The 19170-nt window shown below is 43.6% G+C and carries 15 protein-coding genes and 1 tRNA gene; 4 read left to right on the top strand and 12 right to left on the bottom strand.

Going from position 1 to position 19170, the window contains the following annotated elements:
* Window positions 1–506: 506 nt before the first annotated feature.
* A complete protein-coding gene (locus G4407_RS09530) occupies window positions 507–1874 on the top strand; it encodes a sodium-dependent transporter (protein ID WP_173688710.1) in 1368 nt (455 codons plus the stop codon).
* A 215-nt stretch (window positions 1875–2089) separates the two neighbouring features.
* Window positions 2090–2162 (top strand) — tRNA-Lys (locus tag G4407_RS09535).
* 185 nt (window positions 2163–2347) lie between these two features.
* On the opposite strand, the gene G4407_RS09540 is transcribed toward G4407_RS09535, so the two are convergent.
* The 10 genes from G4407_RS09540 to G4407_RS09585 form a co-directional block, all read right to left on the bottom strand.
* On the bottom strand, window positions 2348–2962 hold the full coding sequence (locus tag G4407_RS09540; RefSeq protein ID WP_173688711.1) for an adaptor protein MecA: 615 nt from the start codon (window positions 2960–2962) through the stop codon (window positions 2348–2350).
* A 121-nt stretch (window positions 2963–3083) separates the two neighbouring features.
* The gene (locus G4407_RS09545) at window positions 3084–3701 is read right to left on the bottom strand and encodes a V-type ATP synthase subunit D (RefSeq protein ID WP_008371109.1); all 618 of its coding nucleotides are present in this window, start codon (window positions 3699–3701) and stop codon (window positions 3084–3086) included.
* A 12-nt stretch (window positions 3702–3713) separates the two neighbouring features.
* Window positions 3714–5087 carry a V-type ATP synthase subunit B gene (locus G4407_RS09550; RefSeq protein ID WP_173688712.1) on the bottom strand — a complete coding sequence of 458 codons (1374 nt, stop codon included), beginning with the start codon at window positions 5085–5087 and terminating at the stop codon, window positions 3714–3716.
* A 15-nt stretch (window positions 5088–5102) separates the two neighbouring features.
* Window positions 5103–6872 carry a V-type ATP synthase subunit A gene (locus tag G4407_RS09555; protein WP_173688713.1) on the bottom strand — a complete coding sequence of 590 codons (1770 nt, stop codon included), beginning with the start codon at window positions 6870–6872 and terminating at the stop codon, window positions 5103–5105.
* Window positions 6865–7455: a V-type ATP synthase subunit E gene (locus G4407_RS09560; protein ID WP_173688714.1), complete on the bottom strand. Its 591-nt coding sequence runs from the start codon at window positions 7453–7455 to the stop codon at window positions 6865–6867. The genes G4407_RS09555 and G4407_RS09560 overlap by 8 nt, the downstream gene beginning before the upstream one ends.
* Before the next feature lie 25 nt (window positions 7456–7480).
* Window positions 7481–7789: a V-type ATP synthase subunit F gene (locus G4407_RS09565; RefSeq protein WP_173688715.1), complete on the bottom strand. Its 309-nt coding sequence runs from the start codon at window positions 7787–7789 to the stop codon at window positions 7481–7483.
* 2 nt (window positions 7790–7791) lie between these two features.
* Window positions 7792–8226 carry an ATP synthase subunit C gene (locus G4407_RS09570; protein ID WP_055297446.1) on the bottom strand — a complete coding sequence of 145 codons (435 nt, stop codon included), beginning with the start codon at window positions 8224–8226 and terminating at the stop codon, window positions 7792–7794.
* A 25-nt stretch (window positions 8227–8251) separates the two neighbouring features.
* Window positions 8252–10186 (bottom strand): V-type ATP synthase subunit I, encoded by a 1935-nt coding sequence (locus G4407_RS09575; protein ID WP_173688716.1) that lies wholly within the window; start codon window positions 10184–10186, stop codon window positions 8252–8254.
* Window positions 10183–11229 carry a V0D/AC39 family V-type ATPase subunit gene (locus G4407_RS09580; RefSeq protein WP_173688717.1) on the bottom strand — a complete coding sequence of 349 codons (1047 nt, stop codon included), beginning with the start codon at window positions 11227–11229 and terminating at the stop codon, window positions 10183–10185. Before G4407_RS09580 ends, G4407_RS09575 begins: the two co-directional genes overlap by 4 nt.
* Before the next feature lie 3 nt (window positions 11230–11232).
* The gene (locus G4407_RS09585) at window positions 11233–11544 is read right to left on the bottom strand and encodes a hypothetical protein (RefSeq protein ID WP_173688718.1); all 312 of its coding nucleotides are present in this window, start codon (window positions 11542–11544) and stop codon (window positions 11233–11235) included.
* A gap of 215 nt (window positions 11545–11759) precedes the next feature.
* On the opposite strand from G4407_RS09585, the gene trmB reads away from it, so the two are divergent.
* Window positions 11760–12416: a tRNA (guanosine(46)-N7)-methyltransferase TrmB gene (gene trmB, locus G4407_RS09590; protein WP_173688719.1), complete on the top strand. Its 657-nt coding sequence runs from the start codon at window positions 11760–11762 to the stop codon at window positions 12414–12416.
* A 294-nt stretch (window positions 12417–12710) separates the two neighbouring features.
* Complete coding sequence (locus G4407_RS09595; RefSeq protein ID WP_173688720.1) at window positions 12711–13034, top strand: thioredoxin family protein; 324 nt, start codon at window positions 12711–12713, stop codon at window positions 13032–13034.
* Between the two features lie 59 nt (window positions 13035–13093).
* Here the strand turns inward: G4407_RS09595 and glgB are convergent, their stop codons facing one another.
* Both glgB and G4407_RS09605 read right to left on the bottom strand, forming a co-directional pair.
* Complete coding sequence (gene glgB, locus G4407_RS09600) at window positions 13094–15139, bottom strand: 1,4-alpha-glucan branching protein GlgB (protein WP_274597653.1); 2046 nt, start codon at window positions 15137–15139, stop codon at window positions 13094–13096.
* Window positions 15140–15319: 180 nt separating this feature from the next.
* Window positions 15320–18277, bottom strand: coding sequence for a tetratricopeptide repeat protein (locus tag G4407_RS09605; protein WP_243868808.1), 2958 nt, complete (start codon window positions 18275–18277; stop codon window positions 15320–15322).
* Window positions 18278–19170: the final 893 nt, after the last annotated feature.

The raw sequence follows: 19170 nt of genomic DNA on the forward strand, positions 1-19170 counted from the left end.
TCTTGTAAAGCCTTTTTTTAAATTTTTTCGACACTTGTGTACAGAAAAGGTAAAATCGCCAACCCTTCAAGTACACTGCGTAACCCTGCAAAGTAAACAACAACCCCCATATATGTACACCTCTTTGCCCTCTGAAGTAAACAACCTTCCCCTTTTCCGTACACAAAATATGCCTCGAAATGCCTCAACCACGGGCTTTTTCAGCCCTCCTAATATAAACAAAGGAATTTTAATAAGCTGTTGTTATCTTTAATATATATATACATGCAAATTTTTACCCCAAAAGGTACACATCTGGCGATTTCGTGTACTAAAAAGGGGAAAATTAAAATTATCAGGTGGCTTCGCCAATGAAAATATAAACAATCATGGACAATTTCCCGATAATTCAGTATAATTCCTCTGTGGATATTCTGGAAAAAGTTATCCACATACTTGTCGAAAAATGGGGATAAGTGTCATTTCGACAAGTTATCCACAATTTAATAGAATGAGAGGATTTTTTTATGCAACGAGAAAAGTTTTCTTCAAGACTCGGATTCATCCTCATTTCTGCAGGATGTGCGATCGGTCTTGGTAATGTCTGGCGTTTTCCTTATATTGTAGGAAAATATGGTGGAGCAGCGTTTGTTCTTATTTACCTTGCATTTTTACTGATCCTTGGACTTCCGATCATGGTAATGGAATTTTCTGTCGGAAGAGCCAGTAAAGTAAGTGCGGCGCTTTCCTTTGACCGTCTGGAGCCAAAAGGAACGAAATGGCATTGGTATAAGTATGGAGCTATGGCCGGAAACTATCTGCTGATGATGTTCTACACCACTATTGCAGGCTGGATGGTCCAGTATTTCATCAAGATGATGACTGGTGAATTTGAGGGAAAGGATACTGCCGCTGTTGTAGGTGTGTTTTACGATATGCTTGCAAAACCTGGAACAATGACTTTCTTTATGATCATTGTTGTTGTTGGATGTTTTGCGATTTGTGGAATGGGGCTTCAAAATGGAGTGGAAAAGATCACGAAGGTTATGATGCTGCTTCTGCTTGCACTGATGGTGATTCTTGCAGCACGTTCTGTAACGCTTGATGGGGCTTCTGAGGGGCTTAGCTTCTACCTGGCACCGGATTTCCACAAAGTCGTGGAATATGGCTTATTTGACACGATTTTTGCCGCTATGGGGCAGGCTTTCTTCACATTAAGCCTTGGAATCGGCGCAATTGCTATTTTCGGAAGCTATATCGACAAATCCCGCAGTCTTACAGGAGAAGCAGTCCTGGTAACACTTCTGGATACATTTGTTGCTTTGATCGCAGGTCTGATCATTTTCCCGTCATGCTTCGCATATGGGGTGGATCCGGGAGAAGGCCCGAGCCTGATCTTTATCACACTTCCGAATGTATTTAATTCCATGGCAGGCGGAAGAATCTGGGGAGCCTTATTCTTCTTATTTATGATTTTTGCTGCGGCATCAACCGTAATCGCCGTTTTTGAGAACATTTTATCCTTTGCCATTGATTTGACCGGATGCAGCCGGAAAAAGGCTGTAATCGTCAATATCGTGGTTGTAGCGGTACTTTCCATGCCTTGTGTTCTCGGATTTAATGTATGGAGTGGATTTATGCCGTTCGGAAAAGGTTCCGGAGTACTGGATCTGGAGGATTTCCTGGTAAGTAACAACCTGCTTCCACTTGGAAGTCTGGTCTATCTTCTGTTCTGTACAAGCCGTTATGGATGGGGATGGAAGAACTTCATGAAAGAAGCGGATACCGGAGAAGGAGTGAAATTCCCGAAATGGGCGAAATTTTATGTAAGCTATATCCTGCCACTGATTGTATTATTTATCTTTGTACAGGGATATATCAGTAAATTTATGTAAGATAAGAAAAAAGCCACCCTAAAAGGTACACAAAAAGATCATGTGTTCGAATTTCGGACGGTACACATGATCTTTTTATATGTGCCAAGGCACATTCTTTTTCAGCAAAAAAATATATTTTTTAAAAAATTTTAAAATTTATGAAAAAAAAGCTTGCATTTTTTATGGCTGTCTTATATAATAAATCTTGCGTTACGGAAAACCGAATAATGCATGCGCTTTTAGCTCAGTTGGTAGAGCAGTAGACTCTTAATCTATTTGTCCAGGGTTCGAATCCCTGAAGGCGCAGTATCAGCACTGTTTTTGATGGATCAGCATCGGGGACGGTGCTCTTTTTTGGATTTGTTTCTACAGACGGATGCATGTGTAAAAGTAATCGTTTATTTCATTTGTGGAAAGCTACTGGATCTGTGGAAAAATAAAGAAAAATTTATTTCGTGTACTAAAAAGGGGACTGTTTCAGTCCCCTTCTACTACATCTTGCATAAAATATCGATCGCATCCTTGTTCAGGAGGCATTTTTCGTGTTCATTCAGATAAGCTTCAGAAATTGCATCTTTTTCGACCATGCCACCGAATTCACCGGCGGATACGATGCGCTGAGCCTTTTTATTGCCGTCTTCCGTATTTGGGAAGTCTACCATCAGATAGTAGACACCGTCATCTTTATACAGACGGCTTTCTGATGCCTGGCCGCATCCGAGGATCTTGCAGAAGTCGATTGCATTATCCAGACTTGGAAAGAGAATCTGCCAGCGAATGGTCTCTTTCTCACTGCTGTCAGGCTCGATCAGCATACCGGAAGTTTCAGAACCATCTTTTTGGACGGATTCCGGAGAATTCTCAGTCTGGCAGGAGATCGACAGCATCAGGCTCCGGTCAGGAAGAAATGCACCGTAAAATCCCTGGATTCCATTGTCGGTGTTAAGTCCGAGAACTTCTTTCCCTTTGTTGAGAAGAAGATTCAAAAATTCTTCGGTACGCTCTCTGTCCTGTGTCAGATCTTCCAGTGAGTAGCCAAGTGCGGCAATCTCTGCTTCTGTGATAAGGCAGTTCATTCTGGTGTCGGATACTTTCCAAAAAGTCATATGCTCACCCCCCGATTTGTAAAAGTCATTACTTTCGTGATTCTGTTTGTTCTATAAGTTATATAACAAAATGGGTGTATTGTCAATATATTTTCTATATTTTATGATTTTTTCAGAAATATTATTTGTTTTTCATTCGTTTGATCACTTTCAGTCGGGTAAATTCTTCCCGTTCCTTCTCTTCCAGTGCATTTGTAATCGTATATACGAGATTGTCATACATCGGAATTGTAATATTTTTCAGGGCATTTGCCCTTTTCTGTGTCTTTTTGATACTTGAAGCCAGTCTGTATGCTGCATTTTCTACCTCAGAAAGCTTGAGTGTCAGCTCCTTTACACGGCAGAATGCATCACGGGCAATATCGATGGATTCTCTGGAAGTACTGAATGCATAGGTTGGTCTGGTATTTTCTTTTTCGTACTTCACTTTCGGGATTTCTGTTCCCATAATGCTTCGCGTCTGGATGCGGATAGAATCCTCGATCGGAACTGTATAGGCAAGTTCTTCTACTGTACTGATCCCGTGCTCGATATTCGCCCTCTGAAGGCACTGATAGGCATAGGTGAAGGTTTTATCGATTTCTTCCTGAATATCCTTTGCTTCGTCGATTAAGCCCATCAGCTCGCGGATCAGAATGTTCCGCTTCTTGTCCATCAGCTCATATCCCTGTCTGGCAAGTGTCAGTGAATTTTTCGCAAGTATCAGATTTCCCTTGGTGGGAAATGAACGTGGATCCATAGACTCCCCTCCTTAGCCTTTGTAGTATACGTCAAGAATCTTGGTATCGACACGGTCAAGCTCTTCTTTTGGAAGGATTCTAAGCAGTTCCCAGCCAAGATCCAGGGTTTCTTCGATGGTACGGTTTTCGTTCGGTCCCTGGCCGATATAACGCTCCTCGAATGCCTTTCCGAATTCCAGGTATTTCTTGTCAATTGGAGAAAGTTCGTCTTCTCCGATAACGGAAGCAAGATTCCGGGCCTCTCCTACTTTAGCATATGCAGAGAAAAGCTGGTTTGCCAAATCCTGGTGGTCTTCCCTGGTATAGCCTTTTCCGATACCGTCTTTCATCAGACGGGACAGGGACGGAAGAACGCTGATCGGCGGGTAGATCGCCTGTCCGTGAAGATTCCGGTCAAGTACGATCTGTCCTTCGGTGATATAACCGGTCAGGTCAGGGATCGGATGGGTAATGTCATCATTTGGCATGGTCAGGATCGGGAGCTGTGTGACAGAACCATTTACTCCTTCTACGATTCCTGCACGCTCATATAAGGTGGCAAGTTCACTGTACAGATATCCCGGATATCCTTTACGGCTTGGGATTTCTCCTTTGGAAGAAGAAACCTCACGCATGGCTTCGGCAAAGGAAGTCATATCGGTAAGAATGACCAGAATGTGCATATTTTTCTCAAATGCAAGGTATTCAGCGGCGGTCAGCGCAACCTTCGGGGTGATCAGACGTTCTACGACCGGATCGTTGGCAAGGTTCAGGAACATTGCCACATGGTTTGCAACACCGCTCTCCTCGAAGGTTCTGCGGAAGAAATCAGCTACGTCATGCTTGACACCCATTGCGGCGAATACGATGGCGAAATCTTCATTGGTGCCGCCGCCCAGGGAAGCCTGCTTTACGATCTGTGCGGCAAGCTGGTCGTGCGGAAGACCGTTGCCGGAAAAGATCGGCAGCTTCTGTCCGCGGATCAGTGTGGTCAGTCCGTCAATCGCAGAAATTCCGGTACGGATATAGTTACGAGGGTATTCACGTCTGACCGGATTTAACGGAAGTCCGTTGACATCCCGCACCTCTTCAATCGTGATCGGTCCAAGGTCGTCAATCGGTTCTCCGATTCCGTTAAAGGTTCTTCCAAGCATTTCTTCGGACAGACCGATCTCCATCGGATGTCCGGTAAGTCTGGTGTGGGTATTGTTAAGGGACATATTTTCTGTGCCTTCAAATACCTGGATGATTGCTTTGTCTTCGTAGACCTCCACAATACGTCCCATTTTGTGTTCTTTGCCGTTTACGACAAAATCTACGATCTCATCATAAAAAGCGTCCTGAACGCCTTCCAGCGCGATCAGAGGGCCGTTAATGCTGCTGAGGCCTAAATATTCAATTGCCATTTTTATTTTCCCTCCTTACGCGTTCTTTTCCATGATACGGTCATGGAAAGCATCAATGTCTGCCATGTACTGGTCAAGGAGCTGGAGATTGTCATTCGGGACATCATATTTGATCGAAATGACACGTTCAAAAATATTTTCCTCTTTGAGGACAGACATTGGCATATTCATGGCTACCAGTTCGCGGCAGCGTTTGTATAAATATAAAATGATCTCCATCATTTTGTACTGCTTCTGCAGAGAGACACAGGTATCATCCTTGTGGAATGCATTCTGCTGTAAAAATCCGAGACGGATGACTCTTGCGATTTCCAGAACCAGCTTCTGATCGTCCGGAAGTACATCACTTCCGATCAGCTTTACGATTTCCATCAGGCTGCTCTCCTGATTCAGAAGTGCCATGATGCGGTTGCGGTAGTCAACGAATTTCGGTGATACATTGTCGTGGTACCAGGCTGCGAGGTCGGTCAGATATTCACTGTAGCTGGTCAGCCAGTGGATCGCCGGGAAATGTCTTGCGTAGGCAAGGCTCTTATCAAGTCCCCAGAAGCAGCGGACGAAACGTTTGGTGTTCTGTGTGACCGGCTCGGAGAAATCGCCTCCCTGCGGTGATACGGCGCCGATAATGGTCACGGATCCGTCACTGCCATTTAAGTTATGCATCATGCCTGCGCGCTCGTAAAAAGCAGACAGACGGCTGGCGAGGTAAGCCGGGAAACCTTCTTCTGCCGGCATCTCTTCCAGACGGCCGGAAAGCTCACGTAAGGCTTCAGCCCAGCGGGAAGTAGAGTCAGCCATGATCGCTACGTCATAACCCATGTCACGGTAATATTCAGCCAGTGTAAGTCCGGTGTAAATACTTGCTTCACGGGCAGCTACAGGCATGTTGGAGGTATTGGCAATCAGAGTGGTTCTGTCCATCAGAGGATTGCCGCTCTTTGGATCCACAAGCTCTGAAAACTCCTCCAGCACCTGTGTCATTTCATTTCCACGCTCGCCACAGCCGATGTAGATGATGATATCGGCGTCAGACCATTTGGCGATCTGGTGCTGAGTCATGGTTTTTCCGGTACCGAATCCGCCTGGGATTGCTGCAGTTCCGCCCTTTGCGATCGGGAACATGGTATCCAGGATACGCTGTCCGGTGATCAGAGGGACACTTGCCGGGAAACGGTAGCTTGTCGGGCGCGCCTTACGGATCGGCCAGTGCTGTATCATGTTGAGCTGTTTTTCTGTTCCATCGGAAAGCCGCAGAGTGACAAGTGTATCTTCGATCCGGTATTCGCCGTCCGATGCACAGCAGATTACTTCACCTTCCACATCCGGCGGAACCATGCATTTGTGTACGATCGCACTGGTCTCCGGAACCTCCGCTATAATATCTCCGCCGTGAAGGTAATCTCCTTTGGCCACGGTGATGTGGGTATTCCATAATTTGTCGCGGTCAAGCGAATCAACGCTGACACCACGGGTGATAAATGCACCGCCGCCCACATTTGCGATCTGCTCAAGCGGGCGTTCGATTCCGTCAAAAATATTGTTCAGGATTCCAGGTGCCAGAGTTACAGATACCGGGCTTCCAGAAGCCTCTACGATCTCTCCCGGTTTCAGCCCGGAAGTCTCTTCATAGACCTGAACAGTCGTGATGTCTTTGTCTAGGGAAATGACTTCGCCAACCAACTTTTCCTTTCCCACATAGACCATTTCCGACATCATGAATCCGGTGTCACCCTTCAGATAGATGACCGGACCGTTTATTCCATAAATAGTTGCTGTCTTATTCAATTCCTGCACCTCCTGCTGCAAAACTGAACTGATGATATTCGTGATCGACTGCAGCCTGGAAACTGTGATCGATCAGAATATTACGGCCTCGGATTACAGCGCGCATACCGCCCATGAAATCATATTCACTGATGGTGATCGCCATGCCGGTACGTTTTTCCAGTTCTGTCTGTTTCTCCTTATCAGAAGGAGAAATATAAATGGTCATCTCCTCGCCGTCGGCAAAGCGTGCGGCTTCACTGATCTTGCTGCAAAGATAATCCATGTATTCATCGGTTTGTGTAAAATCAGTCAGAAGCTCCTTTACTTCATCGAAAAGCCGGACCTTTAATTCATTCTGTGTTTTGCCAAGCGCTCTTTTCAGCTCCGTTTCAGCTTTGGCAGCGGCCTGATTTACCTGTCTTCTGGCTCTTAAGGTCTCGGATTTGATGCGGACCTCAGACTGGGCAGTTGCTTCTTTTTTATGTTTTTCAAATAAAGATTCAAGCGCTTTTTTGTGATTGTCAATGATCGCATTTCCTTCAGAACGGGCTTCAGTCATGACCGTTTCCTGCAAATGCGCTATTTTCTCTTCAAGCGTCATTGTCTCACCTTCTATGCCTTTCTAGTTAAAGTTTCAGTCCAATCGCTTCATTGACGTATGAGGTAATGAAATCCTTTTTACGTCCTGTTCCGTGTCTGTCCGGAATTTCGATCAGAAGAGGCATCTTTCTTTTTAACTTGATCTCATCAATGAGATCCGGAAATTCTCTTCCAAAGCGTTCCGTCAGAAGAACGATACCGATCGACTTGTCGTTCATGGCAGTTTCCAGCGCATCACGCAGTTCCTGCTTTTCATGAACTACGACACCGTCCACGCCGGCAAGCCGCATTCCGGTATAAGTATCCACGTTGTCACTGATCAGATACATCTTCATGATTACAGTCTGCTGATGATCATGAAGGAGATGATAAGACCGTACAGGCATACACCTTCTGCAAGACCTACGAAGATAAGGGATTTACCAAGGACGCTGGAATCCTCGCTGATAGCTCCAAGTGCTGCGCTTGCTGCACTTGCTACGGCAATACCACCACCGATGCAGGAAAGACCGGTAACAAGAGCTGCTGCAATGTAACCAAGACCGGTTGAAAGGCCTGCGCCTGAGGCTGCGGCGTCTGCTGCATGTACCGGTACACTTCCAAAGAGCATGATTCCGGCTACAAGGAAGGTTCCAAAGTAAGAAAGAACATTGAAGGCAAGAGCGCATTTATAACGTCCTTTATTTTTTTCTCCGAGCAGATAATATCCGAATGGAATGAAAATGCTTAAAACCAGTGCGGCAATGAGAATAAGTTTAGTTGCTAAAGTCATGATAATTTCCTCCTAAAATGAAAAACTAATTTTTTGCAGTACCTGTATAAGGTTTAAATTCGCGGCCGCTGCCTTTGTAGAAGCGGCTGAACATTTCGTAATAGACAAGTCTCAGAACCTGGATTCCAACGATCAGTCCTTCGAATCCACATACAAACAGGTTGCCGAGTACGATCACTACCCAGTTGATATGCCCGCTTTCGGCACCGGCAAGCATCAGTACAACTTCCATGATGGAAGCGTGGCTGACTGCGAATGCACCGATACGGATAAAGGAAAGCGTATTTGAAAAATAGCTGAGCAGGGTTTCAAATAATTCAAAGAATGCCTGGGTGACAAACATTGCTTTGCTCTGTTCCATTTTTTCGGTTTTCTTTTTAATCTTGTTCGTCAGCGGCTCCTTCAGTGCGATCAGAAGAAGCGGAACACCGAACATCACTGCGAGAACGATTCCGCCCGGCAGAGAATGACCTGTCATGAAAAGAACGATACAGGTAACAGCTGCCCCGTAGAATACCAGTCCTGCCACGCCGTTTGCATCAAACCAGGTCGCTTCCATATCCTTGGCACGGATGCCGTTGATGATATGGAAGATCATAGAAATAAGGATGATTCCCATACCAAAAGCGATCGATACGATAAATACTGTATTCAGTTTTCCGATAAACGGTAAGGTTGTCATGTGGTTGATCGGCCGGATCCATCTGGCTTTAATAATATCTTCAAATCCAAACACACTTCCAAACATAAATCCAAAGAAGGTGGAGAAGATTCCGGCAAGTGATACGATTCCGGCAAGGTTCATTTTCTTTGTGAAATACAGGATCGCACCGCCGATAAAGAGCAGCAGCCCCTGACCGACATCTCCGAACATGGCGCCGAAGATAAAGCTGTACATGATACCTACAAAAATGGTCGGATCCATTTCACCGCTCTTAGGAAGTCCGTACATCTTGATGAACATTTCAAATGGTTTGAAAAGCTTTGGATTCTCAAGCTTGGTAGGAGGTTCTCCGAAATACTGTTCCCGGTCCTCTTCTACTACGATATAAACTTTGTCGTCTCCCTGAGCCTCTTTGATAAATGCATTGGCATCTTCTTCCGACATCCAGCCGCAGAGAATATAGTATTCTTCCTGCTCGTCTGTCTCGGTTCGTGCTGCAAATTTACGGATATCAAAGTTATCGGAAAAACGTTCCAGCTGAATTCTTGCACCGAGTAGTCTGGAAGCGTTCTTGCGGAACATCTCCTGACGTTTATCCTTCACTGCCTGGATTTCATCGGTCAGATTCTGGACTTCTTTATCCAGGCTTCGGTAAGCTTCCAGCGGGGTTCCGCCAAAGTCCTCCTGAAGATCTACTTTTTCAAAGTGAAGAGAACGCATGATAGAATCTACTTTTCCGGCATTGGTATCAGATACAAAATAAACGCCATAGACATAAGAGGCATCTCTGGAGCCTTCCAGGAATAATGCATCGATGTCTTCAAGAAGCGCTTTTTCCAGCCGGTGATAATAATCCACATTGATTTTTCCAAACCTTGTACGGATGTATTTGTACTGCATGATCTCATGCAGGTCAAAGTCCAGAGAAGTAAAAGGTTCCAGGACTTTCATACGTGTCTGGATATTCTCTCTCTTTCTTTTCAGTTCTTCTTTTTGCTGCTGCAGATCCATGTAGTCATGATTGATGGAGCGGATCATCTCAAGGATTTCATCTTCGCTCTGATCAAAGGATGGCTCTGCTGTCATGTCTTTCATATATCCCAGAAACTGTGTCACTTTAGCGAGTGGATCACGGTAAGGGTTCATTTCAAGAAATGGCATCAGATTATCTACTGTCTTGAGCTCCGTGAGTGCATTTTCAAGCTGCATCTCATATTTGGAAAGATACCGGTTTGTCATGCGGTCGATGTCGGCGCGTGGTCCGGTAATGCTCAGGAACTTCATCTTAACAATCATTTCGCTGTTCCTCCTATATAAGTTAATGTCTCACGTGCAGGAAGTCCATAGCGAACACATTCGAGCACAGTTGTAAGCTTATCAAGCTCCTCCTCTTTCAGAAAAAGATAGGTATTCACGGTTGCGATGGAATAAGGGTTACTTCTTCTGTCTGCCAGGTAGAGACGGTACAGGCAGTCTTTGTAAATCGTCTCGATGGACGCTGGTGTCTGAGTATCGGTGTGACGCAGATAAGGCGTTCTGGTAACCAGCTTTAAAAATTCATCGACAGACGGTGCTTCCACAAGATCCTTCAGCTGATCTACATGGATCCGGTAGTGTACCGGGATCAGCAGTGTAGAGATATCCGGCGGAAGCATGTTGTAATATTTTTTTGCACGGTAGATCCACTGCAGGTTCAGCAGGTCGATCTTTGCTCCGGCATCTCTGGTGAAAATTTCCAGTTCCTTATGCTTCAGAATCTTTTTACGTTTCTTCCACATAGTTGTAAAATAGTACAGATTCAGTGCCAGATCGTAATCAAAAAGGGTTGGGTTCTCCGCATTTTCCAGACGTTTTAACGGCGCATAGTATTCTGTGCCCTTTAAATTTTCCACCAGCTCACCGATATTCCCCGAAGTGATCAGTTTATCGATGGAGAGATCCGAATATTTGTCGAAGAATATTTTCTTGTGATCCAGATCAAAAGGCTTCTGATAGTGGTTGAATACAATACGCAGACAGTAGTTGATCAGATTCATCTCGTAGCGCTTCAGATAAAGCTCCAGGAATTTTTTCTGATCCATTCCGGAAAAACGGTACAGGCGTGTATAATCACTGTAAAGTGACTGCACAAGAAGTTTCTCGATCTCGCCGCGGTGAAGACGGTTTTCGTCCATATCTGCAAGGACATTCCGATATCCGGGATGTTCTTTGAGATAAGCAGCAACTTCGGTTACTGTATGAAATGCGGCGATGTTCCGGAAATCTTCATCAGTGAGCAGTTTCGCCTGCATGGCGCGTACTTTTGTTACGATGCCACTGTATGCAAGTAAATTTCCCATATGCTATCCCTCTATGATACGTCTGACAATTTTTTCGGCATATGCCGTATGCTTTTCTTCAAAATCTTTTTTAAGTTCTTCGATCGCTGTCTGGTTCTTGCGGTTCTGCCTTGCAAGAATCTCATCCATCTGACGTTTTAATCCTTTGTGGATATCGTTCAGCTCCTTTTGGGTGTGATCTTCAAGTTGTTTGTCAAACAGATTGCGTTCATTTTGAATGCGTTCTTCCAGTTCTGATTTCTCCAGTTCCGCGTGTTCCACAACAGCTTCGGCTGCGTGTTCGATTTCGGAGAGCTTTTTAACAATATGATCCATTGTCCGACTCCTTTCTTAGAAATTATTTATACATTTTTAATAATGCATACATATTCTACTACTTTAAATTAGAAAATTCTACTAAAAAACAAGAGAATATCATAAGAATATTTTATACAAAACTTATAAAATGTATTTTTGGGTTTTCAAATATTTCAGAATAGTATAAAATAAATAAGGTTATACATATTTTCACTAAAGGAAGAGAAAGATATATGAGGTTAAGAAATGTACCGGGAGCAGATGCTTATCTGACAGCTCATCCCCTTGTAATTAAAAATGAGACCAGATATCGCGGCACCTGGAAAGAGACTTTTCAGAATCCGGAGAATCCGATCCATATTGAGATCGGGATGGGAAAAGGACAGTTTCTTCTGACACTTGCAAAGGAGAATCCATCCATCAACTATATCGGTATCGAACGTTATTCAAGCGTACTGCTTCGGGCGCTGGAACGCTTTGATAATGACGAGGAATACAAGGATGTCAACAATATTCGTTTTATCTGTATGGATGCGACAAATCTGCCGGAGGTTTTTGCTGTCGGAGAGATTGACAAGATTTATCTGAATTTTTCAGACCCGTGGCCGAAAGCACGTCATGCAAAGCGCAGACTTACTTCCAAGCAGTTTTTCGAGCGGTATGACAAGATCCTTGCTTTTGACGGAGTCGTTGAATTTAAGACAGACAACAGAGAGCTGTTTGACTTTTCACTGGAGCAGGTGGAGCTGGCAGGCTGGGTACTTCTGGCGAAGACCTATGATCTTCACAATGATCCGACACTCAGCAGAGGCAATGTCATGACGGAGTACGAGGAGAAATTCTCAGCACAGGGACATCCGATCCACAAGCTGATCGCAATGCGCCAGTAAGACAATTGAATAGAAGACACATAAGACAGCCGATACGGAGCAATCCGCACATCGGCTGTCTTTTTGCATATATTGTAGAAAGAGAAAGTCAGGGATGAACAGATATGCGGAAAAAGCATCATTTTCAGAATTGTATGCGGGGGTTTTGCTATAAGAATCCGGGATTTAATAAAAAGCTGATCTGTTTCAGAAATTCTTTTCAGGAGGTTTACCGGATCTTAAATCCGAAATGCGGATGCCACTAAAGCCGGTCTTTTTTTACATAGCTTAAGATGGCAGAAATGAGGGAAGTGTATGGGTATCGCATTGATCACGAAAGATTATGAAAATGCAGTCGGAAGGCAGAAGCTGCCGGTGGTTGTGGAGTTTTATGCATCATGGTGCCCAAAGTGCGGAATGATGTATCCTGTTGTGGAAAGGCTTGCCGGCCGTTATCGGGGGAAATGGATCTTTTATAAGATTGATATCGATATATCGAAAGAGATTGCGGAGTATATAGGAATTGAGATCGTACCGACGTTTGTGGTGTACAGAGATGGAAAAATCTGTGGATATACAACCGGAGTTCTTCCAGAAGAAACTCTGGAAGAACGAATCCGGGAAATGTTAAGAAAATAATTGGTGGAATCAATTATTCGTATAATGGATATTTTGCGCAGATTATCTGACTTGCTATGTTAAAATTCGAATACAGCAACGCCGTATGCCGGAAGATCATAACCGAATGAATAAGGTCTTCCGTCGCATTCCTGTTTCTTTGCTTTGTATACTGCCGGGCGGGCTTTTCCGGTTCCGCCATACTGTAATTCATCACTGTTCAGTACCAGGCGGTACTGTTTGCCGCGCGGTACACCGACACGGTATTCCGGTCTTTCGATCGGTGTGAAGTTACATACGAATAAAAGATTCTTTTTTGCGCCCTTTGAATGACGGATGAAGCTGTAAATACTTCGTGAGCTGTCATCTGCATTAACCCACTCAAAGCCTTCCATGCAGGTATCCTGTTCATACATGGCTTTGTTGTGTGTGTAAAGATGCAGCAGGTCACGGTAGAAATTCTGGAGCGCCTGATGCTCCGGCTCTGCCAGGAGATACCAGTCAAGCTCACGCGCCTCGCTCCACTCGCGGAGCTGTCCGAAATCCTGTCCCATGAAAAGAAGCTTCTTGCCAGGATGTCCCATCATGAAAGCATATCCGACTTTCAGGTTGGCAAATTTCTCAAAGCCGAGACCAGGCATCTTATTTAACATCGAACACTTGAGATGGACAACCTCATCGTGTGATAATACAAGAATATAATTCTCACTGTATGCATAGGTTAATGCAAAGGTCATACCATAGTGGTCTCCTTTGCGGAAATATGGATCCAGCTTCATATATTCGGTAAAGTCATGCATCCATCCCATGTTCCACTTCATGCTGAAGCCAAGGCCGTCATCTTCCGGTTTTCCTGTTACTTTTGGCCATGCGGTGGATTCTTCTGCGATCATCAGTGCACCAGGGTTACGTCCGGTAGTAACGGAATTCAGATGCTTGAAAAATTCGATTGCTTCCAGGTTCTCATTGCTGCCGTATTTGTTGGCGATCCACTGACCGTCTTCTTTACCGTAATCAAGATACAGCATGGAAGCAACAGCATCTACGCGGAGACCATCGATGTGATAATGTTCGATCCAGAACAGTGCGTTGGCGATCAGGAAATTCTTAACCTCTGCTTTGCCATAATCGAAGATCTTGGTTCCCCAGTCCGGATGTTCACCCTTCTTCGGATCTGCATATTCAAAGGTAGCTGTGCCGTCAAAATCAGCGAGTCCGTGTGCATCGCGTGGAAAATGTGCCGGTACCCAGTCAAGGATTACGCCAATCTTATTCTTATGGAAATAATTGATCATATATGCGAAATCTTCCGGCGTACCATAACGGGAGGTCGGAGCATAATATCCGGTCACCTGATATCCCCAGGAGCCGTCAAACGGGTATTCTGAAATTCCCATCAGCTCGATATGAGTATACCCCATCTTTTTTATGTAGTCTGTAGCTGCATGCGCAAATTCACGGTAGCTGTAGAACCCCTCATCTTCACGTCCCGGATGGCGCATCCAGGAACCGATATGTGCTTCATAAATGGAAATCGGTGAGGAATGGAAATCCCATTCTGCCCGGTGCTTCATCCAGACACTGTCACTCCATTTTAAATGGGAGATATCAGCAATCCTTGAGGCAGTTCCCGGTCTCAACTCCGCACTGTTCGCAAATGGATCAGCTTTGTAAAGCTTATCCCCGGTCTGTGTCTCGATACAGTACTTGTAAAGCTGTCCGAGCTGTGCTTCCGGAACAAATGCGGTATAGATTCCAAGCGGTTCCTGACGCTTCATAACGTTTGCATCTTCACTCCAGCCGTTGAATTCACCGATTACGGCAACAGATTTGGCGTGCGGAGCCCATACTGCGAAATATACGCCGGATTTTTTACCATCCTTTACAAAATGTGCACCCATTTTTTTATAGATTTCATAATGGGTTCCCTGTCCGAATAAATATTGATCTAATTCGCCGATTCTATAATCAGCCGGTTTATCTTTTGTTACAGTTTTTACAGACTTTTTAGCTGTAGACTTTTTAGCAGCAGTTTTAGCAGCTGCCGGTTTTTTTACAGCAGATTTTTTTACGGCTGTCTTGCGGGTCGTAGTGGTCTGTTTTGCTGTTGTTTTTTTTACTGCCATCCCATTCACCTTCTATCAAAGATATTTAGAAATATTATACTAGAAATAGCGATAAAAAGAAAGAGTTTTGGACAATTTATACATTTCTTATATAAGATGTCTAAAACTCTTTGTTTACAGTTACCGGTTTTGTCTGCATATACAAAAGAACGCGCCGGAAGCGCGTTCTTTGTAGAAATTTTATGCTTTAAAATCTTCTTCTTTCAGGATGATGTGGTCTGAATTATCAGTGCTTCTTCCAAATACCCGTTTCACAAGATGTTTTACATTTGCTTTCTGGGAATGTGAAATTGCTTCATCCATGATCTCTTTTACTTCTGCAACAGTAACCGCATGATCTTCTCTCTGCATCATATCGATCCGGCTGTATAATGCAAGGATTCCCATTTCATCGATACGGTATCCGTTTTCCTTAGCATAGGTCTGACCGAATGTAACCAGTTCATCATTGATGAATACCGGAAGCTCCAGTCTGGAAGTAAATTTACGTTTGAATTCGCGATGGGATGCAAACATTCTTTCCAGCGGTTTCTTCTGGTCTTCCAGAAGGAAGAGAAGTTCGCCGGTCTGTTCATCCATCATGTCATTCAGTTCGCGGATGGTTCTGTCATTCATCTTGGAAGCTTTTTCGATGATCAGTGCGCCACCGTTCAGCTTATCGATGATACTTCCGATGTCCTTTTTGTTCAGAGAATCACCGGTTACGATTGCAACTTTACCCTGTTTGAGTCTGCGCTGCTTCTGGATTGCTTTTACAATATCAACTGCGAGGACTGTTTTTCCGCTTCCCTTGCGGCCAAGGATCAGGATGTTGCCTGTGCGGGAAGTTCCATAACGGTTACGGCAACGTTTGTCGTTATCAAGGACTTCGACAAGCTGTTCGCTGACACCACGGATCGGTACGAAGTAAGAGAACAGCTGCTTCTGCTCTTCAGTAAGTCCAAGCTTCAGTCCAATCTCACTTGTAGCACTCAGATCGTAACGTCCCTGTACAACGAATCCGGTATCGAATTTACCCATGCGTTCGGTGATCTCATCTTCTGACGGTTCTTCGATTTCAAGAACTTCGTCAATATCCGGAGTTGGCTCTGATTTTGAAGTTTCTTTCTTTGGTTCAGGAGCAGGAGTCGGTTCCTCGTCAAATTCAAGATCAAGATAATCGTCACTGCTATCTAATTCTTCTTCATCTTCAAAGGAATCAAGGTCTGCAAAATCACTATCATCTTCGTCAGAATCATTATCATCGAGATCAGATTCTTTTTCAAAATCAAAATCCTCTTTATGATCTTCATCTAATTCATCATCGATCTGGTAGTCATCTTCGTCTTCATCCTCGTCATCCTCGTCATATTCGGAATCGTCTTCATCCTCGTATTCTTCATCGTCGTCATACTCGGAATCGTCTTCATCCTCGTATTCTTCGTCCTCGTCATACTCGGAATCATCATCATCTTCGTATTCTTCATCATCGTCATACTCGGAATCATCTTCATCCTCGTATTCTTCATCCTCGTCATACTCGGAATCATCATCATCTTCGTATTCTTCGTCATCGTCATACTCGGAATCATCCTCATCCTCATATTCTTCGTCCTCGTCATACTCGGAATCATCATCATCCTCATATTCTTCGTCATCGTCATACTCGGAATCATCATCATCTTCGTATTCTTCGTCATCGTCATACTCGGAGTCGTCCTCATCCTCGTATTCTTCGTCATTGTCATACTCAGAATCGTCCTCATCCTCGTATTCTTCATCATCGTCATACTCGGAATCATCTTCATCCTCATATTCAGCTTCTTCATCGTAAACCGCATCCGATTCATCATCTTCTTCGGAGTCAACGATTTCTTCAAAATCTTCTTCTTCCGGCTCTTCATCGTCAGTGTCTGAAGCTTCTTTGGATGAATCGTCCGGGCTTTCAGTCTCTTCGGCATCTTCATCATCAACGAAATCTTCAGCATCTTCATCGGTGATTTCCGGCTCTTCACCATTTTCAAGCTGTTCCATCAGTTTGCGGATATCATCAGAAAGGATTGGTTTTGTAGCTCCAAGAACTTCCTCTTCTTCTTTCTTCTTCTCACGCAGGGCTTTTTCTTTCTCAGCTTCTTCCTGGCTCTTTTCAAGAATCTTTGCATTTTCACGCTGGGTTGCTTCCCAGTTGGCAAGAATTTCTTCAATCTTCATCTTACCGGTCATCTGTGAATCGTCTGAAACAGATTCAGGAGCAACTGCACCACTTGCAACGGCAACACCGGCTTTCAGGGCATCTGAAAGGGAAGCACCGGAAATGGTTGTGGAAATATCGGAAGTGCTTCGGATACGGGTTTTAGGCTGTGACTCGGCTTCTGGTTCGGAAGCATGTGTCCGGGCCATTGGCTCTGGAAGATCCGGGAGATCAATACTGTCTGTGACATGTACATCTTTACGGATCTTATCTGCGATTCGTGGATCCGGTGCCGGACGTTCTTTGGATTTTCGGAAGGAAGGTTTTCTTTTGGAAGAATCCTTACGGCCAGTACCATCATTTCGATGATCGTATTTTTCCTGCTGAAGCGGAGTCAGCGGTTTGTATTTCATTTTAAGTTCCATTGCCTGGTATACATAAGTACCTTCGCTGAACCAGAGAATCAGATCATCACATTCATCAAGACATTCGGAAGTCATACCGGCTTCAGCGTATAATCTGGCAAGTTCATATGCCCATTTTTCAACGTATTCAGAATGCTTGAAATCTTCAAGAGCTTCAATCTGTTCTTTGACTGGCGCTTTCTGTGCTTTTAAGATCTTATACCGGAGAATGTACTGGTTTGGATCTTTCGGAGCAAGCTTGACAAATTCTTCGTAGCAATCAGCTGCTTCATCGAAATGTCCCAGCTTCAGAGAAATAATTCCCAGGCGGTATACAACCTTTCTGCTGGAAGGTGCTTTATCATACGCAATAAATAAGGTATCACGTGCTTTACCAAGTTCCCCCGCATTTTCATAGATTTCGCTTACGGTAGAGAGCATGGCGGTATTTTTTACTTTACGCCAGTCGATCGTATCTGCAATCGACATCGCTTTCTGGTAAGACTTCTGTTCGGCATACGCAAGCATCTGCTCTGTCTTTGCGCGATATTCATATTTATCCAACGTTTCTCACCTCATATGATTATTATTAATTATTTTACTTTTCCTCAGTAAGTCTGACTTTTGTACCGGAAACGGAAAACAAAAGTCTTATAATTTTACTTACTAAGTGTATCATAGAGCGTTGTCAATGTCAAAAATTACGGCTGATATTTTTCGGAAATGTTAAAAAAATATTACAAAAAATTCACAAATTGGGGTCTGGTAACATAAAAAAAGGAGACAGCCATCTTTTAAATGGCTGTCCCGAAATATTCAATTGTAATTTTTATTTTTATATCGGAGGAATTAAGTAATTCTTATTCCTGTAAGTTCTTTGAGCATTTCATATGATATTCAGATTTTATAAATTTTATAAAAATGAAACCATATGAATCGATTCTGATCAATTCTGATCGTTCGTTATTTTATATAATCAGGTAATTCAATTTTTGTATTTATCAGCTTTCTCGTCACTGTTAAATTTACTTATCAATGAATGTTTCTTTACACATTTCTGATTTTGAATTACTGTGGTATTTACTTCAATATGTCAACAAATGCTGAATCTTTTATATCTTATAATCGCTTCCGGTTTATCTACTACTCCGACCTTTTTTATCATTAACTTTTCTCTTACCGGATTATAATCTATGGTTAAGGCTCATCTCACAGGAATTTACATTTGCCATACCATTAACATATTGAGTTTTAGATGATGAAATATCCAACGGTCAAAGCCTCCTTCCTTTCGTTCTCGTTCCAAAATTTTTATCCGGATATTCTTTTTCTCTTATACTTTTTTCTGTTCAGAAGTCAGATATCAATTTTCTCTTATTATTATAAATTATCAATTTTAAAAATTGTTCTCTATACACCCCACTTACAAAACGCTCATAACCAAAATGTATAGTTGC

The organism is Allocoprococcus comes (genome assembly GCF_013300725.1).
GTDB classification, from domain to species: Bacteria; Bacillota; Clostridia; order Lachnospirales; family Lachnospiraceae; genus Allocoprococcus; species Allocoprococcus comes_A.